Below are 18,640 nucleotides of genomic sequence, written 5' to 3'. Positions count from 1 at the left end.
GCCGTCGTACTCCGAGCCGTAATAATCGCGATCAACAGCGCCGTACTTCGGATAGACGCCATGCGGCCTGACCATCAACTCTTTGGCAAAGCAGTGCTTTGCCATGTCGATGAATGAGCTGTCAGGCAGTGAGGCGTTCGCCAAATCTCGAATTTGGTGGTCCCAATAATTAGCAAACACGAGCAGCGCTCGATAGAACTCTTCAGGTTTTGGGTCTAGATGCGCCGGCGGATATGCCGGATAACTGTGCCCGTAGTAAACGCGTGCAATCTTTCCGTCCTTTATTTCAGCCGTACGATGCCAGGTCTGGACGATGAATTTGTCGTGCGCCTCGACATCTCCGAACACCACAACTTCGATATACGAATCCGACAGAGGAAAAACTTTTCGGACCGCCGGCATCCATCCGCCAAGCAACCCGTCGAAGCGCTTTTCGACTACGTCACCGCGAATTTCCGAAATGTACTGGCTGGGATGGTAGGTACGAGTGTTGCCGCCTGGATATACAGGTTGCGTATCCTCAGCCTGAACCGTGCCTACGAACGCGTCCCAGCGAAAGCGCGGCGGAGGGAAATTCTGTCCCTCCCGCCTGGGTGGCCGAAATGAGCCTTGAGGAGGAGCGGCTTTTTTCACCTCTTCTATGTCAGGATCATCGCCGCCGGCCAGGAGCTTCTCGGCCAGCAGATCGTGGCCGGACAGACCGATATCGTCCATGCTCAATCCAAGATGAGGAGGATCGTCGGTCGCGAACGCAGCCTCAGCGCTCTTTGCCAGGATTCTTGATCCGCTCGGCGAAACGAACGTGATCGCGCCATCGCGCTCGCGCAAATCTTCGTAGACCTTCCAGTGCGTGCCGTTGAGCGTGAACTCGGAGATTTGCGTATATCCAGAGACATCCGGCGGCGCAGAGTTCCTTGCCGGCGCTTCGCTTTGCTCAAACGCCGCGTACATCTCCCTGGCATGGCTCAAGAGAGCGGCGCTTGCAGTTCCCTTCAGAAGAAATTCCCGACGATCCATGTATCTCCTTTTTTATCGTGGATCTGCTGTCATCTTTGAGCGATGTCCGGTCGTGGTCGTCCAATAATCCATCCACGCGGAGCGAATCCCGTTCGTTCGTTCGATCAATTCTTTGCTTGGAGTTTGCCCGTGCTGCACGACCATTACGAAACCAGTGTTGAAGTTCTTCTGCGCGTGATCGACATCGGGCGAGCGAGGACCTTCGGCGGCAATCACATCCTGGATAGTGATTGTCGTGCGATCGGCCTTGAAAATCGGATGACCGTTGGCGTCCTTACCTGCCGGTTGGAGATTTCTCAAAATAAAGAAGTCCGGCACTTCGGCCGCGGAAATCATTCCCATCGAATAGAGATCGAGATACGACCAGCCTGTGGCGGGAACGTAGTAGTCATCATCGAGCTGCGTAAACGTTCCATCATGATTGTCTTGCCAGACGCCGCCTCCCATAGCCGAGGCCTCGGTCGGCCGCTGAAACGGAAATGCTACCGGCGCCTGCAATCCTCGCGTCCAGTGCACCGGGCCTAACTCAATGGTTTCGTCCTTGACCTTGGCTCTGTCGTCGGCGCCCCAGCGGTGTCCCATCTCATGCCCAATTTGGGACATTGCGTAGTCGTACGGAAGGAGCTTTCCGTCGGGCGTGCGCTCACCAATCTGATGCGTATAGAAGGTAATGTCATGATCGCTGCCAACCGGAGCATCCACAGGCGGATACTCCTGCATCTGGTTCGATCCCACATAAACCGGCTGAATGAATTGCCACTGGAACCTGCCCTGACTGCAGTAGCTCTCGAGATTGCCTTGCTCGCTGCCAATGCCGGTCACGTTCCCGCCCCTCGGACCATTGCTCGGCGTGCCGGCCTCCTGATTGTCCACGCGAAAATCTGAGTAGTAGGCGAGGAAGTCGAACTTGTCGCCGAGCGCTTTGATTACGCTGCAAGTCAAATCGCGGGGATTAGGCAGTGAGTAGTAGTGAAACGACTCATACACGATCGGATATAGACCATCGCTCTGCTTGAGTTTCGAGAATTCCACTTCGGGACTGCGGATGGAGGACAGCTTCAACCGCGCCGCCGCAGCCTGACTGGCTGGCCTGGATGAATCTCCAGCGGCGAAGGCTTCGGCTGAGACGTCGACCTGAGCAATGCCGCGAAGGCCGGGCGGCAGAATTCCCTGAATGGAAATGGTGTTGCCGCTTGTCTTGACCTCTCGGGATAAGCCCGGGCCAAAGGCAACATATCTCGACGTTCCGCCACCGTTGCGCTGCCGTGGCGCGAAGCCGCGCACTGTCCAAACGACATCGGCCGTTTCTGAATCTTGAGCCGCAGACCCGCCGTGAGGATTGAAGTGGACGCGATAGCCAATGCCCGGCAGATTGGCATCGCCTTCTTTCAACACCGGCGCGGTGGTGTCGAGATTGATCTTCAAAAAAACGCCGTCAACGCTTGCGATTGTTACTTTGCGTAAGTCGAGAAATCCCGGGGCGCTAGAGCGCTGTTTGTTCGTGAGAGTGGCAATGGTCTTTTCTGCAGTGTTCGTGACTATTGGGAACACACCGACGACTGCGTCCTTCGCGGAGAGCTCTTTGTAGGACATCGTGATCTTGCCGTCCCGAAATAGAGCAGCCTGAAATTGATTAACGGTTTTCGTCCAGGTGAAGTCCTGAATGTTGCCCCACGGCTCGGTCACGTCCCAGGTAACCACGACGTGGTCGTCGAGCTCTTTTACATAGCCTTTTCCGGACATTCTCAGTTTCAGGAAGACACAAATGCCTGAGACCGAATTGATCAGCGTGCCGGGAGCTTCGGATAACTGCTCAAAGCGCGCGAGAGAGACTCCCCCAAAACGGAAGCTGCCGGATCCTGGGAATCCGCGACGAGCGCCTTCGCTTTCGCGCTGGGGTTCGCCAAAACGAATCGATCCATTTGCTCCTGTCGAAAACGAGCTCCACTGCTTTCCGGCAAAAGGAAACTGGAACTTGTGCAACGTAACTTCTGCGTCTGAGATCTCGTTCCCAAAATCGGAATCCCATTGGAGCGGAAGATTTTCAACCCCATAACCCCTGGCTCCAGGAGTAAAGCGCAGAGTCCTCCCGGTGAGGTCGAAAAGGTGCTCCTGGCCGAGAACTCCATCGTCCAATTCGAGGACAATGAGATTTCCGTTCGTTGACACTTTGCCGATTGGCTTGCCGGCGCGTTGTCGATCTTGTGCAGTGGCAAGCTGTGGCAGCGACATCCAGCAGCAGATCAGGCAAAGCAGTACAGGGCGGATCTGAGCCGGGAATTGGGAGCTATGGGTCGATCGATTCAGTGTGCGCACAGGCAGCTAGAGGTTTGGCCTGAACTGTATAAAATATCCAACTGCTCACGTCAAGCCTAAAGCTGCCTTAGAAAAATCCGCGAAGCCTACTCGCACGACCGTAAACGAGCGCGGGCCTTTTCCCTGGGAAGGCTGTGGAGCATCGGGTGCAGGAGGTATTGTTTCCGTCCATGCGCCGTATACTTTGTCGTCGTAGGCGGCGGTCAGCCACGTGTAATCGCCTCGAAAGGCCCGCTGAGTTATCACGAGCGCAGTGAGGGTGGCAGGTTAGAGGCTGCCAGACAACTCATCTCGGCCCATTTTGGGACTGCGGAACCTCTCCGGAATACCAAGCGTCGTCAAGCCCAAGAACTAGCCTTTATGCAGGTACCGGAGGACGTTGCCGATGCCAATCCGTGTGCTGCTGAAAAAGATGAGCGGCGGCGATCACCTTCTCGTCCTGAAGGGCGCGAGCCATAAAGACGATTCCATAAGGCAGCTTCTTATCGCTGAAGCCGCAGGGCACGCTGATCGCCGGCAGGCCACACAAGCTTGAGACTCCGTCGGGCTCCGGACTCGGCGCAGGCCGAGGCCCTCGCCGCGCTCGCGGCGGAGTTGGTGTCTTCGGGGGCGGCTCATGGAGCAGCGATGCAGCTCCGTCTTGCGCCGCTGTGGTGAGCACGTCAAACTCATCGAAGAGTTTGTCGACGTTTGCCTGCAGAAATTTTCGAACTCTTTGCACTTGCAGGTAATCATTGGCCGAAAATTGCATGCTCGCATAACCGTTCACGCGGCCCAGCGGATCGTCGAGTTCGGCGCACTTTCCCGATTTGATAAGTTCTTGAAACGACGACGCAGCTTCTATGAGGATGGTCAATTCCGCGGCTTCCTCGTAAGCTCCGTCGGGAACGCGTACTTCGCGAACCCTGGCCCCGTGCTGCTCAAGCACGTAAATCGCGTCGTCAACGGACTTCTCGAGATCCGCAGGCAGCTTGCGCCACGCGTTGGTGATTTTCCCAATTCGCAACGGACGAGAGCCGAATTCGGAATATGAAAACGCGGCAAGATGCTGAGGGAGAGAGTCGTAATCCTTGGGATCGTGCCCGGCGAGGGCAGAAAGCACCAGACCGCAATCTTCGGCTGTACGGCACATCGGACCAAGCTTATCCATCGTCCAGGCAATCGCCATCGCTCCATAGCGGCTGACTCGTCCGAAGCTCGGCCGTAATCCCGAAATCCCACAATGGGACGACGGACACAAGATCGATCCGCGAGTGTCCGATCCCAAAGCGAATGGGGCGAGCGCCGCCGAGACGATAGCTCCCGAGCCGCTCGACGAGCCGCAGGTCCAGTAATCGGTGTTCCAGGGGTTGCGCGCCGGCCCGGTGAATGAAGCAAAGCCGTTCGTATATCCGAGGCCTCCTGCGAGTTCGATCATCGCGGCCTTGCCGATCAACACCGCTCCAGCGGCGTTCAGCTTCTCGATAACGGTGGCGTTGTAGTCGAATTTCTGTTCCCGAAATGGGCGCGCCCCCCAGGTGGTGGGATACCCGGCAACCGAGACCAAATCTTTCGCCGCGTAGGGAATCCCGTGCAGCGGACCGCGATCATGGCCCGATGCCAGCTCTTCTTCAGCCGCCTTCGCCTGCTTCAGCGCCAATTCGCTCGTGAGGTTCACGTAAGCGTTGTATTTTGGGGCGAGCTTCTCGCTGCGCGAGAGGTACTGCTGCGCCAGATCAACGGGAGAGATCTGCCGCTTGCGGATTAGCGCTCCGAGTTCTCGAATGGAAAGGAAAAACAGGTCCTCGCTCATTCGGGCCTGTCCTGTACGACTTGTTGTTTGCCGGCTTCCGCCGACGAGCTATCGGTTGTCACACGCAATACTTCAGCCGGAGGGTCGCCGTTTTCAAGCTGAAAGGCGCGCATCGGCTGCATCATTCGGGCATTGGCCACGAGGATTCTGTGTATGCGTTCGCTCTGCTCCTCAGAGAGCCGGTGTCCCCAGATCCGAACCGCATTCTGATATCTGCTTTCCACTTCGTCCTGTTCTGTTTGAGTAAGCCCCTCCTCCACCGCCGCAGAAGAACTCGCAGTGGAAGCGGCAGGTTTCGCAGCACTTTCCTGAGCTTCAAGCAAATGCTCAGGGCCTGCCGATACGGCGATTCCCGCAATTCCTGCTAAACGGATACTGAAGTCTCGCCTCGAAATCATGTTCTCCATTTCCTCATTCTTTAACTATTGCCCCACCCCGACAGCACCGGCCGGAGAATGCATCCGGTATTCATGCGGCGGTTCGGCGTTGAGCAGATAACGCACGAAGTAGTCCCAACGCCGACGCGTCATGTAGTTGCTGGCATTACCGTATCCGTGGCGTTGATTGGGGAGCAGCAGCAGATCGAAGTCCTTGTTGGCTTTGATGAGTTCATCGACCACGAGCAAGGTATTGTACGGCGGAACGTTGTCGTCCATAGTGCCGTGGGCAAGAAGCAGATGTCCTTTCAGATTCTTCGCCAGCGGCTCGTTAGCCTGATCGGAGTAGTTGGATGTTCCATCCGAGTTCTTCTTCAGCAGGCCCATCCACTTTTCCGCCCAATCATCTTCGTAGTCGCGGTTGTCGTGATTTCCCGATTCGGAAATTCCTACTTTGAAGAAGTCGGGATAGCGAAACATGGCGTCGGCTGCAGCGTATCCGCCGCCGGAATGGCCGTAGATGCCGGCGCGGTCAAGATCGATCCACGGATATTTTTTAGCAAGCTGCTTCATGCCTGCCACCTGGTCGGGCAAGGTATTGTCGCCGAGATCCTTGGCGTAGAAGTCATGAAAGCTTTTTGAGCGCAGCGGATTTCCCAGGCCGTCGAGCTCGATCACAATGAATCCCAGTTCGGCAAGCGCCTGCGCATCGCCTCGACTCGCCGAGAAAGAGCGGCTGCCGACGCTGCCTCCCTGCGGTCCGGGGTAGATATGGTTCACGATCGGGTACTTCTTGCTGGCGTCGAAATTTGTCGGCTTAAACATCAGTCCGTAGAGGTCGGTCTTGCCGTCGCGGGCTTTCACGGTGAATGGGATCGGCGGCTTCCATCCATTCGCGACCAGTTTGGAAATGTCTGCCTTGCCGAGCGTCGCGATCACTTTGGCATTGCTGTCGCGAAGCACAGTCACCGGCGGGACGTCGGGTTGCGAGTAGCTGTCCACGAAGTACCTTCCCGACGGAGAGAACGACACTTCATGATTTCCCGGTTCGGGAGTGAGCAGGGAAAGATTCGTGCCGTCAAAGCCCACGCGATAGAGGTAAGCGAAATACGGATTCGTTCCTTTCTCGCGCCCGACGGCGAGGAAATAGAGTTGGCGGTTCTTCTCGTCAACCTGCAGCAGTTGCGTGACCGCCCATTCTCCCCGGGTGATCTGATTCTTCAGCGTGCCGGTTGTGAGGTCGTATAGATAAAGATGCCCCCAGTTGTCGCGTTCTGAGTACCAGATGATCTCGTTCGACGCCGGCAGATACCGCCAATTCACGCGTCCTGCACCGGACTCGTAATAGGTCGGGACGGTCTCCTGCATTACCTCGCGGATGACGCCAGTCGAAGCATCGGCAACACGCAACCACTCCTGCTTGTGATCGCGCGAAGTCGAGACGAACGCGACCTTGGTGCTGTCTGGACTCCACTGCACATCGCTCCACTCGCCTCCGCGGCAAACGAGGTGATCGCACAACGTTCCGCGATGCTGATCGGGCGGCAATTGGAAGCGCACGACGCGTGGAGTATCAACATCGATTACAACGCGCTGGATGGTCGTGACCACGTCGTCGCCGGGGAGAGGATACTTCCACGCCTGCAGCGTGGGATGTCCGACTTGTGTCCGCACAAGATACATCTCTCCCACGCCGCGCTGATCCTGTTGGAAAGTGGCAATGTGCTTTGAGTCGGGCGACCAGACGAGAATTGCGCGGTTGCTGTGTGTCCAGCCAGCGTTGTCGGTGGCGTAGCCGAAGTCTTTCACACCATCGGTGGTGAGCTGAGTCTCTTTGCCGGTGGCAGTGTCGCGCATCCACAAGTTCCAATCGCGGATGAACGCCGTGCGCTTGCCGTCGGGGGATGGAACATCCGTGCGCATCGGCGGAGCGCCGGGAACCGGGGGAAGCGGCGGTTCATCGCCATTGCTTTCTCGTCCTCCTTCCGCCGTGCACTGCGTACCCTGAACGTCGCATTTCCAGCGGCGTCCTTTGAGGTTGAACTCGACCGTCTGGCCATCAGGCGAGAGCTCGACCTGCTCGAATGGAAGATGCTTTGCCTCGTACTTGGCATTCGCGGCAGACGACAGAGCAGCCGCGAGCTTCGAGTGCTCAAACAAACTCGAGCGTTTGCCCGTGGCCGCATTCACCACGACAAACTCGCTGCCTTCCGGAGTGACATCGCGAAACCAGAAGCGATCGTCTTTCAGCCAAGATGGACGCACCGTGCCAAACACCAGCGGAGTCGTGTTGTAGGGCATGAACTTTTCCGCGCGCGCGTAGTCGTCGGCGGAAATCGTTGGCGTTGAGTTATTCGTTTGGGCTTGAGAAGAAAGCTGGAACAGGACACAGAATAAGAAAACGTGTGCGCTCTGTCGGATTCGGGACATGCGACATGGTCGCAAATCATCGCCAATTCGTAAACGTTCGCCATCTTATGCATTTTGAGGGAGTGTTATAAGCACCTCCCCGACTCAGACAAGGTTCTTTCCTAACCCGCAAGATCTGAGTCAACATGAGCTTCTCGTTCGCGGATGACATTCCTCGAACCTCGTCAGCTATACTCGCGGTACAAATTTTGCGACCCAGGCAGTTGAACAATAGGAGTGCAAATGCCACCTGATTTTATCTCCAACGTTTATGTCTTTATTGTGGCGGGATTTTGCGGTTTCGAGCTCATCAAGCGGGTCTCGCCGCTGCTGCACACCCCGCTGATGTCGCTGACCAACGCGCTCGATGCGATCGTGGTAGTCGCCGCTATCATTATCGCTGGACGGCACGAAACTGCGTTGACGACCGTGCTGGGCGCTATCGCGATCGCTGCATCGTTCAGCAACATGGTAGGCGGCTTCTTTATCACCGACCGCATGCTGCGCATGTTCAAGGCTGGGAAGGCGAAGCAATGATGACCATCGCCGGTGTTCAGCAGTATCTCGACTTCGCCTATGTCGCCGCAGTCATTCTCTTTATTCTTTCGCTCAAGTGGCTGAGCTCGCCGACAACGGCACGATGGGGCGTGCTCGCCGGCGAAGTCGGCTCCGCCATTGCCGTCGCGGCGACTCTGTTTAATCCCGAGATCGTTCAATACAAGTGGATCATCATCATGCTCATCATCGGCGCCGGCGTCGGCATCCCCTTGGGCCTGGTGAAGATGACGGCGGTCCCGCAGCGAACGGCCTTGAGCCATGCCTTCGGAGCAGCTTCGGCGGCGATGATCGGAATCGCCGAATACTACGTAGGTGTTCCGCGTGTGACCCGCTTTCAAATGGGCGAGATCGGGCTCGAGGTAATCATCGGATCGCTAACGTTTACCGGAAGTTTGATCGCTGCCGGCAAGCTGCAGGAGATTCTGCCGCAGCGGCCGATCGTCTATCGCGGGCAGAACATCGTGAGCCTTGCCGTGCTTGGTTTGGCTCTGCTGCTCGCGGTCCTCATGGTGATCAATCCTGCGCAATCGTGGTTGTTTCCCATTATGGTCATCGTCGCGCTCGGATTCGGAGTCCTTTTGGTCACGCCGATCGGCGGCGCCGACATGCCAACGGTGATTTCGCTCTTGAACTCCTACGCCGGCTTTTCTGCCGCCCTGCTCGGATTTGTTCTGAACAGCAAGGTGCTGGTCGTCGCCGGTGCGCTCGATGGCTCTTCCGGATTTATTCTCTCCGTCATCATGTGCAAGGCGATGAACCGCTCCTTCACCAACGTTCTGTTCGGAGCGTTCGGCCAGGTTGCCACCTCGACTTCCGCTGCGAAGGAAGAACGACCCGTGCGCAGCGCCTCACCCGAGGATGCCGCGGGAATTTTGGAGATCGCGCGCAAGGTTGTGATCGTTCCTGGCTATGGCATGGCGGTAGCCCAGGCACAGCATAAAGTCCGGGAACTGTATGACGCGCTCATCAAGCGCGGAGTCGATGTGCAGTTCGCCATTCACCCTGTCGCCGGTCGCATGCCCGGCCACATGAACGTGCTGCTCGCCGAAGCCGATGTGCCTTACGACCACCTGAAGGAGATGGATGACATCAACGGCGACTTACCACAAACCGATGTAGCGCTGGTGATCGGCGCCAACGACGTTACCAATCCGGCGGCCAAGACGGATAAATCAAGTCCCATTTTCGGAATGCCGGTGATCGATGTGGAGAAGGCACACACCACGATGGTGATCAAGCGCAGCATGAATCCGGGCTTTGCCGGCATCGATAACCCGCTTTATTACATGGAAAACACCCTGATGCTGTTTGGCGACGCGAAGGCTTTCGTCACAAACATTGTGAAAGAGCTTTCAACTCACAACTGAAATAGACTCTTGGTTTTCTTCTCGAACATGATTCGCGACTACGTGCCATCGAGTCCCACCAGGTTGCTGCGTGAGTTGGTTGTGGAAAAGGTAGGACTCCACCTCGCTATTCTCATTAAGTTTCCTGATTTGGGAGCTATTTGTCTGTCTCCTTGTTTTCGAAATTCGTCGGAGGGTTGGTGAACTCGTCGCGTTTGCTGGACTCAAGGTCCCCAAGTCACCTGTAAGTCAGGAACTCCGGAAAGATCGAAACGGGCGTAGCAGTACCTGTCTTCCGTTCTGCCGCCAGGGAGCAAATTGGCCTTCTGCTGCATCCCTTCCAGAGTGAAGCCAAGCTTCTCGGCGATTCGGCGGCTCGCTTCATTTCCGCGCGAGTGCGTTAGCCCAACCCGCTGCATTCTAAGCGCGCCAAACGCATAGCGCACCAGCGCATTGGCAGCTTCCGTCGCGATCCCCCGCCGTTGAGCGCTCTTTCGCACCCAAAAGCCAGTGTCGCACTGGCGCGCCTGCCAGTCGATATCATGAAAGCCGCACCAAACTACCGCTTCCCCAGTTCGAATTTCGATTCCGATCAACTCAATATTTTGCCGCAGCAGAAAGCTGGCCATCACATGCCGGTTACGGATTTCCATGCGTGCGGCTGTAAACATATCTGGATTCTCGGCCCAGCGCATCCATCGGGTGAGCTCTGGCCACGTTTCCATCACCGCAGCGGATACGATTGCGCCGTCGCCGATCTGCTTCGGCCGGATCGTCAACCGTGGCGTGCGGATAGGCATCGGCACATCGATCAGAACTGGGTCAATGTTTGCCATGCTTCATGATACAAAGACGTAGATGTCTGATCGAATATGGAAGAAGCGCGCTACAGTTTCCCGATCCGGGATTTCCCATCTGTCCCGCTTGCGATCCCTGACTCGAACATACGCTTGTCCAATATACTTGTGCCGTTATGCTGAGTCATGACAGTTCTGATCAGATTGCGAAAGCGCAGAAGTTCCGTGACCTTCACCAGCGCGACAACGCATTCATTATTCCCAACCCGTGGGACGCGGGCACAGCTCGCCTGCTCACCCACTTAGGGTTTGAGGCGCTTGCCACAACCAGCATGGGCTCGGCCTTTTCTCATGGACGAAAGGACAACACCTTGAGTCGCGAGGAAACTCTAGCCTACGCGTCTGAAATCGTGGCCGCTTCCCCGTTGCCGGTCAGCGGTGATCTCGGGAACGGCTTTGGCGATTCACCCGAGTCTGCCGCTGAGACCATCCGGCTGGCGGGCGCCGCAGGACTGGTAGGTGGATCGATTGAAGACGCTACCGCACGCGGCGAAGATCCCATCTACGAGCTGCACCATGCAGCCGAGCGCGTACGCGCGGCCGTCGAAGCGGCTCGAGGCCTTTCTTTTCCTTTCATGCTCACGGCGCGGGCTGAGAATTTTCTCTGGAGTCGTCCCGATCTCGCCGACACGATCAAGCGCCTGCAGGCATTTCAAGATGCCGGCGCAGACGTTCTCTATGCACCAGGCCTGCGCACGCGAGAAGACATTGCTGCTGTGGTTCAGTCCGTGGATCGCCCCGTCAACGTGCTGATGGGACTGCAAGGAGTTCAGTTGGACATCACTGAGCTCTCCGCGCTCGGAGTAAAGAGGATCAGTGTCGGCAGTGCACTTTGCCGAGCGGCCCTCGGCGCCTTTTTGCGTGCCGCACGCGAAATGCGCGAGCATGGCACTTTCAACTGGACTTCCGAGGCCGTCAGCCCTCGGGAACTGACGCCACTATTCCAGGGGAATCGTAATGAAGCGAGCGGGACCGGGAACCGAACCTCGGGATAAACCAGGGAAACCCCCAAACCTACGAAATTCCTTTCGTTCCTTTTCCCGATTCAGGAACACCTATTCCGAACCAAAGATTCTAGCTGTTGATAATCTGCTTCAGATATGGTATAATACTAAAGCCCGCTTAGTCTCAGATGCCATCTGTACGGGCACTTATCACTTAGCCAAGCCAACCGAAGGCGAGGGAACAATGAATCAAGCAGTCAAACAGTTTTTTGATCACTACGAACAGGCCAATGCGACTTCGGATGTAACTTCAATCGCCAAGCTGTACGCAGATACGTTCATGTTCGCTGGAGTAAACGGGGCCCAGGCAGTGAAGAAGGAGGATTTCCTGAAAGTCATACCGAAAATGAAGGCGCATTTCGTCTCAATCGGCCTGACTAAAACGGAATTGCACAGTGTTCAGGCGAGCACGATAAACGCTAAATATTTCCTCGCGAACACAGAATGGAGGATGACCGTTGTTGATTCAAAAGGCTGCGCCAGGCAGGTGAAGGCCTTGGCGACCTACGTTTTGGAGCAAAAAGCGAATGGCACACTTGCCATTGTCTTTCAAATTGATCATCAGGACTTGGCGACAGTCGTCAACGACCAGCGAACAACGACTTCCTGAATGAATCAGGATTCCGTCCGCGGATTTCGTAATTCAAGAACTATCTCATTGTTCGTCCTGTGCTCCGTGCCTCTCTAGTTGAGCCCAACGCGGCGAAGCAGGTCCACAAGCGAGCAGCTGTTTCAGTGTTGCGCGGATGTTGGTGCTGCGTTGTTCTGGCCGGAAGGTAGCCGGGAGCCGGAAGCTGTCGTCTGACGGTTGGCTAACAGCTTAGAAGCTCAGTAGCTCGTTTCAGAGCCGCGTCTTCATGACTTCCAAGCCGGCCTTTGACACTTGCACGTCATCCTCGGATTTTCCGCCGCTAAATGCGACGATCAGAATTCCTCGTCCGGTGCGCGCAACCACGCCACCCTGCCATCCAAACTCGCCGGTCATCGGCTGGCGACCCGCGGTTCCGCTGTCTTTGAGTGTCTCTGCCATCTCGGCCGCCTTGGCATATGCGATTCCGAGAAGATTGTTCCCTTTTTCGCTCTTTTGATCCGTCATGTACCCGAGTACCGCCATTTGCGATTGCCAGCCTTCAACGCGTTCCCCTGGCGCAAAGGCAACCACCGCGACACCGTTGATATGGAGTTCATTGGCACGCGCCTTCATTGCCGCGAGCGCGGCCCGCGCAACCGCGTCAAATTGCCTCCCGCTCAGCGGCTTCGGTGTTTTCGCCAAGCCGGGAATCACGAGCGCGAGCGAAAGAATAAGAAAGAGACAAGAGGCCCGATGGGCAATCGTCATGCTGATCTTCTCCTTTGTTTCCGTTGCTGCACGAGAATCTAAGCGATTCCTGCAGCATCTGGAGTTCCGTCAAAAGTACCTCATGCGCAACGCAGTTCCCGCAGAAAGATGTTTAGGATTCCCACCATGGCATTCGTCTTTGATTCGTAGGATGCGACATTTTGCAGCTCAACCTTTATGGAATCTCACCCTCGCGCAAATTCCGCGCGAGAATGGGGCACCCGCAGGGCAGGAACCGAGCCATCTTCTTTGATCCGTGGGTTAGCGTCGCCGAGGGAGTCCCTTTGCCGAGGCTTCGCATCCAGGTGGTTCACGGAATGGTTCGATGAAAATGCGCTTGTAGCCAACTTCCAGCACGGTCAAATATTCTGTACCGCCCGGCGCCTGGAGAATTACGCTGTCGCCGGCTGCCGACTTCATCAACGCGCGCCCCAGAGGGGAAACCCAACTGATGTGGTTGCGGTTGAGATCGACCTCGTCCGTGCCCACGATGCTCACCACTCGCTCCGCTCCCGCAGAATTGGCATAGCGTACGGTCGCACCGAAGAATGTCCTCGTCGCCGCCTGCCCCGCTCTCGGAGCTTCCGGGTCCACCACTTCCGCGGCTTCGATGCGCTTGGCGAGAAAGCGAATTCGTCCATCGATCTGTCGCAGCCGCCGCTTGCCGTACTTGTAATCGGCATTCTCACTGCGATCACCGTTGCCGGCTGCCCATGCCACCACCTCCACAATGGCCGGGCGTTCCCTGATGAGCAGAAATCTGTGCTCGTCTTTGAGGCGCTGCAGCCCGCCCGGCGTTATGTAGTTCTTGTTTCGCGTGGCGGACTCGTCCGCTTGCGGTTTTCTCGTAAACCCTTTCCGCAATCTCGTAATCCTTCCTGTAGGTCATCCGCGTTCAGGGAAATCATCTGCGGTCTAACTGATTTTTTCACGTCTTTCAGTCCCCCAGCCCAGCGCCGCTCTCTCGCTTCTTGCGAGGTTCGCTTACGTTTGTCAGCGGCATTGGAAATGCCGAGGCTATTGTCAATTCGCGAGCGCGCGGTGTTAAATTCCGTGGCGGGTGGCCGACCCTCTCCCGTTGTGAATCTTCCGAAGTCTTTGTCGCTGGGACTCCAACAAAGTGGGTGCCCCATCCTTGCCTGCCTTTTGTCTAGTGCCGGGACATCCTTTCCAATTTGTTTCGAGACATCCTTTACACTCCCGCGCGAGCGAAGCGAGCGCGGGAGCGAACCAACGGATGCCTTTCAGAGCGATGGATCTTCGAGAACAAAGAGTGCAGTTCGTGGTAGCGGCGATACGAAAAGAGAAGCCGTTTCGGATTTTGTACAAGGAGTTTGGAGTTTCCGGTCCGACGGGTCGGTTATGGGTGAAGCGTTATATCGAGCAAGGCGTGGAGGGCATTGCGGAGCGCAGCCGACGACCGCATCATAGCCCACGCAAGACCAGCGACAACATCGAGCGGCAAGTAGTGGAAATGCGCGAGCGCTTTCCCGATTGGGGAGCGCGTAAACTGCAGCACCAACTGCAGCAACTGAGGGTGAAAGTCACAGTGAGCACGGTGCATCGCATTCTGCTGCGGCACGGCATGGTAGCCGACGAAGATCGCCATCGCTCTGCGCCGCAGCGGTTTGAACGAGCGACGCCCAACGAACTGTGGCAAATGGACTTCAAGAGTCCGATTCGCTGGGGAACCCCGGTGGGACCGCTGTCGGTGTTGGATGATCACAGTCGTTACGTAGTGATTCTGCACGCGATCGGCCATGCTCGCGGGGATCTGGTACGCACGAAACTGGAGCATGCGTTTGAACAAAGTGGTGTGCCACAAGGCATGCTCATGGACCACGGTTCGCCGTGGTGGAGCACAACTTCTCCCTTGGGAGCGACGAATCTCTCGTTATGGCTGATGCGCCAGGGCATTCGCCTGCACTGGAGCGGCTTTCGACATCCACAAACCCAGGGCAAGGTAGAACGGTTTCATGGATCGCTGCAACGAGCACTGGAACGGCGTGGAACGCGAGATATGACTCCGCAAGCTTGGCTGGACGCCTATCGTTGGGAGCACAACCACGTACGACCGCACGAAGCGTTGGGAATGAAGACTCCTGCCAGTGTCTGGCGGCCAAGCAACAAGCCGTATGATCCACATCCACCGCGATGGGAGTATCCGGAAAAAGCTCACGTGCTGAAGGTGGACTGCCAGGGCAAGATCACGCTATCAGGACGAAACTGGAAGATCGGCAAGGCCTTTATCGGCGAGTGGGTGCAAGTGGTGTCGGTGGAATCGCGACGGCAAATTTGCTACTGCTCCACCATGATCCGCGAGCTCGATCTGGAAAGCCAGCGCGCGACCGCGGTCGCGCGCTGGCTTTCCAGTGAGACTACTTAACCAACAAAAGTGGAAAGGATGTGTCGAAACAAATTGGAAAGTATGTCCCGGCACTAGACACAAATGACGCGCGAGGATGGGGCACCCGGCCGGAATCAGAGCAACAAAGAGGCAACAATTAATGAAAGATGCCATCTTGGAACACCCGCGGCGGATAGCGCGGATCGCCGGAACCTTATACCTGCTGGAGATGATGACGGGAGCGATCTCGATCTACGCTTTGGGCACGATCGTAGTAGCTGGCGATGCCGCAGCGACGGCGGCTAACACTCGCTCCCACGAATCGCTCTTGCTGCTAAGCTTTGCCTTCAATCTCTCGCAGTTCGCGTGCTATATCGGGGTAACAGGATTGCTGTACTGGCTGTTGAGGCCGGTCAACGCAGTCGTCTCCTTGTTGGCGGCCTTTTTCAGCCTCACCGGGTGCATCGTGGGAGCGGTGAGTTGCCTTTTTCAAATCGCTCCGCTGATTATTTTGCGCGGACCTAAGTATTTAACCGTTTTCAATAGCACTCAACTCGACGCGCTCGCTTTCCTGCTGCACAGGCTCTACAGCCAGTGCTTTGAGATCAGCTTTGTGTTTTTCGGTTTCTATTGCCTGCTGATCGGCTACCTTGTTTACAAGTCGGGATGTGTGCCGCGTCTTATCGGAGCCGGGATGATGCTTGCGGGCGTACTGTGGCTAATCTTTTTATGGCCGCCGCTCGCAGAGTCTGTGTTCCAGTATGTTGTTCTGGCAGCGCTGGGCGAACTAGCGCTGGCATTGTGGCTCGTGATTGTGGGAGTGGACCAACAACAGTGGAAGGTGCTAGCCGCGAGGGGGCCGTCCTAGCTCACTGAGCGACTGGTCGGACGAAGCCTTTGGCAGATGGGGCACCCGACGATTTTTCAACAGTTATCATGGCCCCATGCATCTAAGCAGGAGTGGCTTCGGAATAGGGAGCGCCTTTCTCAGCCTCATCGTGATCTTTGTGTCACCGCTGCCTGTACTCGCATCTGCACGTACCGCCACCGGACACTTCGAACTTTACTGCGATGGCGTCGGATTGTTCCTGGGCGGGGTGGCCCACCTTCTCCCATTGTGAATCTTGCGAGATTTTTATCGTTAGGGCTCCAACAAAGTGGGTGCTCCATCCTTGCCTGTCTTTGGCAAGGGTAGATGAGAAAGATGTTTAGGACTCCCAAGATGGAATTCGTGTTTCGATCGAGACGGCATTCGCAATTCAACTTTATGGAATCCCACTTTCGCGCAAATGCCGCGCGGGGACGGCGCACCCGGCCGATCATCAGATTGGTTGATCTATCTACTTAGATAGGTGGCATGAACGCGCTTAGAGTGCTCCAAGTAGAAGTACCAAAGTGCGAAGGACGGTATCGGTCCAACTACGTGATACCACCCCATTTGGGCGAGGCTTAGGGAATTTGGGTGTCTTGCGAAGCCTAGCCACAAAAGAAAATACGCGAAATTTACGATCAGGTACGTCCAAAGCCAAAGCCGCGCAAAACCTACCGCTCCGGGCTTAACAAGCCATAACTTCAATCCCGCAATAAAGCTGAGAACCGCTAGCGAGATGAAGACGATGGAATAGACGCTCAACAGGAAGATCAATTTGAAGCCGTGCCCAGTGACGAGAGCCGGTAATGTGTGCGCCAGAATGTGATAAAGAGTTCTCGCCGGATACACGAAGGTGAGGAGAAGACACAAGCATAGAAGCCACCCGGTGACTGCCGGAGGCACGGTTGGGGGCTCAGCGCTCACAATCCGGATTTCCGACGTCTTCAGCGACATAGCCCAGTAAGAAGGCAAATGATTCTAAGCCGTTTCTCGATCGCCATAATCAGGCATTTTCACTGACACAAACAGTCAACGAACCGTCTGCTGTGCAGGAAACAGTCTTGAAAGAGCGATCACAATGAGTTCGTAAAAAACGAAAACAACGGCCGAACCAACGATGGCATTTGCAATCGTAAACATCACCGAGTGTGGATGTACCATGAAGCTGTTGAATCTCTGCTGCTCGTGGGAGATGAAGGCGTCTCTGCCGCGCTGATTCCAACGCAGGTATTCGTGATGGTTGTACCATCCAAAAATCAGACCCATCACAAGAGTCGCGATAGCCCGGTGAATGCTTGATTTCACTGCGTTTCGTTAGTTTACGGTTGGGAATCCGTTAGCTTAAGCCCTGGCTCTCTTCTTTGCCGATTTGCGCGCGGGAGCTTCTCCCTCGCCCATCACATGCACGCGGCTCTCGTGCTGTGCTTCCGTCGCGCGCTGCGGGCCTTTCTTCTTGCCTTCCATCTGCGCGAGGCTGGCTTTGAGAGCATCCATTAAATCGACGACAGGAGCGGCCTTCTTCGGCTTCTCCACTGTGCTGACTTGCTTGCCTTCGAGGTGAGCTTTGATCAGCTCTTTCACATTGGCTTCGAAGGTGTCGTAGTACTTCTCCGGCTCCCAGTCGGCGGCGAGGGCTTGCACGAGCTGATGCGCAACCTTTAGCTCGGCTTCTTTGATTTCGACGTCGTGCTTGCCAAAGTCTTCTACTTTGCGGATTTCGTCTTCGTAGTACATGGTGTGCAGCATGAGACCGTTGTTGTACGGGCGCAGAAACACGGTGTACTCGCGATTGTGCATCGCCAGTTTCGCAACCGCAACGAAGCGGCTGTCATGCAGCGCCTTCTGTAACAGTGCGTAAGGCCGCTTCCCTGCTTCTTCGGCAACCAAGTAGTACGACGACTCGAAGTAGATCGGGTCGATCTCGTCGGCCTTCACGAATTCGAGGATCTCCATCGACTTCGCCGTCTTCGGCTCGATCTTCTTGATCTCTTCCGGCTCGATGATCACGTACTCGCCTTTGCGAAACTCGTAACCCTTCACGATCTCATCGCGCTGGACAACTTTGTCCTCTTCCGGGCAGATGAGCTGCTGCTTCACGCGGACGTGGTCATCGCGATGGAGCATATGAAACGAAACGTGATTCGCGCGCGCGCCGGAAAACAGGCGCACAGGCATGGAGATCAAGCCAAAGGTTAAATATCCAGACCAAACTGAAGCAGCCATCGAACTTTTCCTCTCATTCAGCGGGCGTGCAGCAAATGGCGCGTCCGCATCGCGGGGCAGGGCTTCTGCACAGCGCAGGAGCGTAATTCTCAACCCTTAGACGCGCAAATTCAAGATTACAGACAGTCTCCTTTGTTACGATGCAGGTACCCCCAAATTGTGCCGTCCTTCGCACCTTCCAAGC

General features: G+C 56.1%; 17 protein-coding genes. 6 read left to right on the top strand and 11 right to left on the bottom strand.

Features of this window, described 5'->3' with window-relative positions:
• The 5 genes from VFU50_16450 to VFU50_16430 form a co-directional block, all read right to left on the bottom strand.
• The coding region (locus VFU50_16450) for a Tat pathway signal protein (GenBank protein HEU5234452.1) at window positions 1-1,017 on the bottom strand (1,017 nt) is incomplete at its 3' end.
• A 12-nt stretch (window positions 1,018-1,029) separates the two neighbouring features.
• Window positions 1,030-3,249, bottom strand: a complete 2,220-nt coding sequence (locus VFU50_16445) for a hypothetical protein (GenBank protein HEU5234451.1) — start codon at window positions 3,247-3,249, stop codon at window positions 1,030-1,032.
• A gap of 442 nt (window positions 3,250-3,691) precedes the next feature.
• Complete coding sequence (locus VFU50_16440) at window positions 3,692-5,125, bottom strand: amidase (protein ID HEU5234450.1); 1,434 nt, start codon at window positions 5,123-5,125, stop codon at window positions 3,692-3,694.
• Complete coding sequence (locus tag VFU50_16435; protein ID HEU5234449.1) at window positions 5,122-5,523, bottom strand: hypothetical protein; 402 nt, start codon at window positions 5,521-5,523, stop codon at window positions 5,122-5,124. Before VFU50_16435 ends, VFU50_16440 begins: the two co-directional genes overlap by 4 nt.
• Window positions 5,524-5,547: 24 nt before the next feature.
• Window positions 5,548-7,932: a DPP IV N-terminal domain-containing protein gene (locus VFU50_16430; protein ID HEU5234448.1), complete on the bottom strand. Its 2,385-nt coding sequence runs from the start codon at window positions 7,930-7,932 to the stop codon at window positions 5,548-5,550.
• 222 nt (window positions 7,933-8,154) lie between these two features.
• Between VFU50_16430 and VFU50_16425 the strand changes: the two genes are divergently transcribed.
• On the top strand, window positions 8,155-8,448 hold the full coding sequence (locus VFU50_16425) for an NAD(P) transhydrogenase subunit alpha (GenBank protein ID HEU5234447.1): 294 nt from the start codon (window positions 8,155-8,157) through the stop codon (window positions 8,446-8,448).
• Window positions 8,445-9,836 carry an NAD(P)(+) transhydrogenase (Re/Si-specific) subunit beta gene (locus VFU50_16420; protein HEU5234446.1) on the top strand — a complete coding sequence of 464 codons (1,392 nt, stop codon included), beginning with the start codon at window positions 8,445-8,447 and terminating at the stop codon, window positions 9,834-9,836. The genes VFU50_16425 and VFU50_16420 overlap by 4 nt, the downstream gene beginning before the upstream one ends.
• Window positions 9,837-10,039: 203 nt before the next feature.
• Here VFU50_16420 and VFU50_16415 read toward each other — a convergent pair whose 3' ends face one another.
• The gene (locus VFU50_16415; GenBank protein HEU5234445.1) at window positions 10,040-10,651 is read right to left on the bottom strand and encodes a GNAT family protein; all 612 of its coding nucleotides are present in this window, start codon (window positions 10,649-10,651) and stop codon (window positions 10,040-10,042) included.
• Between the two features lie 137 nt (window positions 10,652-10,788).
• Here VFU50_16415 and VFU50_16410 point away from each other — a divergent pair, with 137 nt between their 5' ends.
• Both VFU50_16410 and VFU50_16405 read left to right on the top strand, forming a co-directional pair.
• Window positions 10,789-11,667 carry an isocitrate lyase/phosphoenolpyruvate mutase family protein gene (locus VFU50_16410; GenBank protein HEU5234444.1) on the top strand — a complete coding sequence of 293 codons (879 nt, stop codon included), beginning with the start codon at window positions 10,789-10,791 and terminating at the stop codon, window positions 11,665-11,667.
• A gap of 193 nt (window positions 11,668-11,860) precedes the next feature.
• Window positions 11,861-12,286, top strand: a complete 426-nt coding sequence (locus VFU50_16405) for a hypothetical protein (GenBank protein ID HEU5234443.1) — start codon at window positions 11,861-11,863, stop codon at window positions 12,284-12,286.
• A 231-nt stretch (window positions 12,287-12,517) separates the two neighbouring features.
• On the opposite strand, the gene VFU50_16400 is transcribed toward VFU50_16405, so the two are convergent.
• Entirely contained in the window at window positions 12,518-13,015 is a 498-nt protein-coding gene (locus tag VFU50_16400; GenBank protein ID HEU5234442.1) for a hypothetical protein, read from the bottom strand.
• 261 nt (window positions 13,016-13,276) lie between these two features.
• Window positions 13,277-13,879, bottom strand: a complete 603-nt coding sequence (gene greB, locus VFU50_16395; GenBank protein ID HEU5234441.1) for a transcription elongation factor GreB — start codon at window positions 13,877-13,879, stop codon at window positions 13,277-13,279.
• 388 nt (window positions 13,880-14,267) lie between these two features.
• Here greB and VFU50_16390 point away from each other — a divergent pair, with 388 nt between their 5' ends.
• Together VFU50_16390 and VFU50_16385 are read left to right on the top strand one after the other, a co-directional pair.
• Window positions 14,268-15,401, top strand: a complete 1,134-nt coding sequence (locus VFU50_16390; GenBank protein ID HEU5234440.1) for an IS481 family transposase — start codon at window positions 14,268-14,270, stop codon at window positions 15,399-15,401.
• Window positions 15,402-15,477: 76 nt separating this feature from the next.
• Window positions 15,478-16,230, top strand: coding sequence for a DUF4386 domain-containing protein (locus tag VFU50_16385; GenBank protein ID HEU5234439.1), 753 nt, complete (start codon window positions 15,478-15,480; stop codon window positions 16,228-16,230).
• 468 nt (window positions 16,231-16,698) lie between these two features.
• Here VFU50_16385 and VFU50_16380 read toward each other — a convergent pair whose 3' ends face one another.
• The 3 genes from VFU50_16380 to VFU50_16370 all read right to left on the bottom strand — a co-directional run bounded on the left by VFU50_16380 (window position 16,699) and on the right by VFU50_16370 (window position 18,456).
• Complete coding sequence (locus VFU50_16380; protein HEU5234438.1) at window positions 16,699-17,157, bottom strand: hypothetical protein; 459 nt, start codon at window positions 17,155-17,157, stop codon at window positions 16,699-16,701.
• Between the two features lie 105 nt (window positions 17,158-17,262).
• Window positions 17,263-17,538 carry a hypothetical protein gene (locus tag VFU50_16375; GenBank protein HEU5234437.1) on the bottom strand — a complete coding sequence of 92 codons (276 nt, stop codon included), beginning with the start codon at window positions 17,536-17,538 and terminating at the stop codon, window positions 17,263-17,265.
• Window positions 17,539-17,574: 36 nt separating this feature from the next.
• On the bottom strand, window positions 17,575-18,456 hold the full coding sequence (locus VFU50_16370) for a Ku protein (GenBank protein HEU5234436.1): 882 nt from the start codon (window positions 18,454-18,456) through the stop codon (window positions 17,575-17,577).
• Window positions 18,457-18,640: the final 184 nt, after the last annotated feature.

This window comes from Terriglobales bacterium (assembly GCA_035764005.1).
GTDB lineage: Bacteria > Acidobacteriota > Terriglobia > Terriglobales > Acidobacteriaceae > Gp1-AA112.
Note: the sequence above shows the minus strand (reverse complement) of the source record. Positions and strands in the feature narration are given on the sequence as shown.